The organism is Psychrobacter sp. 1Y4, from assembly GCF_051847555.1.
Window position 1 is genome coordinate 1 of the sequence record NZ_JBPYDE010000986.1, and the last position, 554, is coordinate 554.

Here is a 554-nt window from a genome sequence, read left to right on the forward strand (position 1 = left end):
TCTGCATGAAGCTGTTGGCGGCCAAGATCCAAAATCCTGAGATCAACGTACCGATAGCGACGGTTGCAGTGGCGACAAAGTGCATGCGCTTACTAACGCGGCCCCAACCAAAGAGCATGATACCCAAAAAGGAGGCTTCTAAGAAAAATGCAGTCAGTACTTCATAAGCGAGTAGTGGACCTAAGACGTTACCCGCCTTGTCGGAAAAGACTGCCCAGTTGGTCCCGAACTGGTAAGACATTACCACCCCTGAGACCACACCCATACCAAACACCACGGCAAATATTTTTACCCAGTGTTTGTAGACTTCCGCAAAAACAGGATTGCCTGTTCTTAACCAGCGAAACTCAAGTACGGTCAGCCAGCTGGCAAGTCCAATAGAAAAAGCGGGAAAGACGATATGAAAAGAGACAACAAAAGCGAACTGGATGCGCGCGAGGGTCAGCGCATCGAGCTGGTCAATCATAAACGTAGCGAACGTAAACGGTTACTCTCATCTGTTAGCTGAATAGCGCTGGCTTCCGTACAACGCTCAAGTAACTGTCCGTAACTGT

General features: G+C 48.9%; 1 protein-coding gene. It reads right to left on the reverse strand.

Annotated features, from left to right (window positions below):
* Positions 1-466: cytochrome ubiquinol oxidase subunit I (locus ACS8FC_RS19990; protein WP_439298068.1), on the reverse strand; the 466-nt coding region annotated here is incomplete at its 3' end.
* Positions 467-554: the final 88 nt, after the last annotated feature.